Source organism: Micromonospora sp. NPDC049580, assembly GCF_040675595.1.
Classification (GTDB): domain Bacteria; phylum Actinomycetota; class Actinomycetes; order Mycobacteriales; family Micromonosporaceae; genus Micromonospora.
Genome location: NZ_JBFAPG010000738.1, coordinates 1 through 2,003, shown reverse-complemented (window position 1 = coordinate 2,003; position 2,003 = coordinate 1). Strand labels below are relative to the sequence as shown.

Below are 2,003 nucleotides of genomic sequence, written 5' to 3'. Positions count from 1 at the left end.
GGGCCCGACGTGGGGCCCCGGCCGAACCGGCGCGACCCCGATGACGGTGCGTCCGCCCGTCCGCCCCCCGCGACTGCTCCGCTACTCCGGCCCCGGCCCGCGACCACGGGTACGGTTTCTGTGCTCGACAGGTACGGGCACCGACGGCATGTCGCCGGGGCGGGAACGTCCGGCCCGGTGGCGACGGAGCGTGGAGGGGAGCGAGGGTGGCGCAGCCGAGAGCACTCGTGGTTCGGGGCGGCTGGGAGGGGCACCAGCCGGTCAAGGCGACGGAGTTGTTCATTCCCTTCCTCGAACGAAGCGGCTATGCCGTACGGGTCGAGGAGTCGACCCAGATCTACGCCGATGCCGCCGAGATGGCCGACACCGACCTGGTCGTGCAGTGCATGACGATGTCGGAGATCACCGCTGACCAGGTGGCGGGCCTGAGCGCCGCGGTCATCGCCGGTACGGGTTTCACCGGCTGGCACGGCGGGATCGTGGACGCGTTCCGCGCGTCGTCGGAGTACCTGCATCTGGTGGGCGGCCAGTTCGCGACCCACCCGGGTAAGGAGCCGTGCGAGCGCCACGGCGGCCCGGAGGACAACTTCCTGCCGCACACGGTGCGCATCACCGACCTCGGCCGGGAGCACCCGATCACCGCGGGGATCGAGGACTTCGACCTGGTCACCGAGCAGTACTGGGTGCTGCACGACGACCTGATCGACATCCTGGCCGTCACCACCCATCCGACGCAGGCGTGGCATCCATGGCATCGGCCGGTCACCTCGCCGGCGATCTGGACGCGACGCTGGGGTGCCGGGCGCATCGTCGTGACGACACCGGGGCACAGCCTCGACGTGCTGGAGGACGCGAACGTCCGTACCGTCATCGAGAGGGGGATGGTGTGGGCGACCCGCACCGCGTCGGCATCGTAGGTCTCGGGGTCATCTCCCGTGCGTACCTCGACACCCTCGCGAACCACCCCGCGGTGAGCATCGTCGCGCTGGCCGACCTCGACGCCTCCCGGTCGGCCGCGGTCGCGGCCACGATCCCCGGCAGCGAGGCGTTGAGCGTCGAGGGTCTGCTCGCCCGTCCGGAGGTGCAGACGGTTCTCAATCTCACGATCCCCGCGGCGCACGCCGAGATCTCACTCGGCGCGATCGAGGCGGGCAGGAACGTGTACGTCGAGAAGCCGCTGGCCGTGACGTTTCCGGACGGCCGCTCGATCATCGAACGGGCCTCCTCGGCTGGCGTCCACGTCGGGTGCGCGCCGGACACCGTCCTCGGCACAGGTACGCAGACGGCACGGGCGGCGATCGACGGCGGGCTCATCGGACGCCCGCTGTCGGCGACGGCCGTCATGGTCACACCGGGACACGAGCGCTGGCATCCCCACCCCGACTTCTACTACGCCCCGGGCGGCGGCCCGTTGCTGGACATGGGGCCGTACTACATCTCAGCGCTCGTCCACCTGCTGGGGCCGGTTCGCGCGGTCGTCGGAGCCGCCAGCCGCCTGCGCGCCGAGCGTGTCATCGGCTCGGGCCCGCGAAACGGCCAGCGCGTCCCGGCGGAGGTGGACACCCACGTGACCGGTGTGCTTGAGCATGCCAACGGTGCTCTCTCCACCATCACCACGAGCTTCGACGGCGTCGCGACGACGGCCGCGCCGATCGAGGTGCACGGGGAGACCGGCACGCTCGCCGTACCCGATCCGAACATGTTCGACGGGGACGTTCGCGTCTTTCCGCTGGGCGGCACCGAATGGCGCGTTCTCGAACCACTGGCCGGTTACGTCGAGAGCTCCCGCGGCATCGGGCTGATCGACCTGGTCACCGCCGACGGCCAGCGCCCGCCCCGCGCCGGCGGCGACGTCGCGCTGCACGTACTCGAAACGATGACCTCGCTGCTCGTCTCGGCGGCCGAGGGCCGGCGGATCGAGCTGACGACTGTGGCGCAGCGGCCGGCACCGGTTCCGCTCACTCCGGTCAACGGCTGGAAGAAGTGACCCGGTGCGGGCCGGC

The 2,003-nt window shown here is 71.2% G+C and carries 2 protein-coding genes; both read left to right on the top strand.

Going from position 1 to position 2,003, the window contains the following annotated elements:
* Positions 1-206 precede the first annotated feature (206 nt).
* A complete protein-coding gene (locus AB0J68_RS31595; protein WP_354855521.1) occupies positions 207-917 on the top strand; it encodes a ThuA domain-containing protein in 711 nt (236 codons plus the stop codon).
* The gene (locus tag AB0J68_RS31590; protein WP_363942472.1) at positions 887-1,987 is read left to right on the top strand and encodes a Gfo/Idh/MocA family oxidoreductase; all 1,101 of its coding nucleotides are present in this window, start codon (positions 887-889) and stop codon (positions 1,985-1,987) included. The genes AB0J68_RS31595 and AB0J68_RS31590 overlap by 31 nt, the downstream gene beginning before the upstream one ends.
* Positions 1,988-2,003 lie beyond the last annotated feature (16 nt).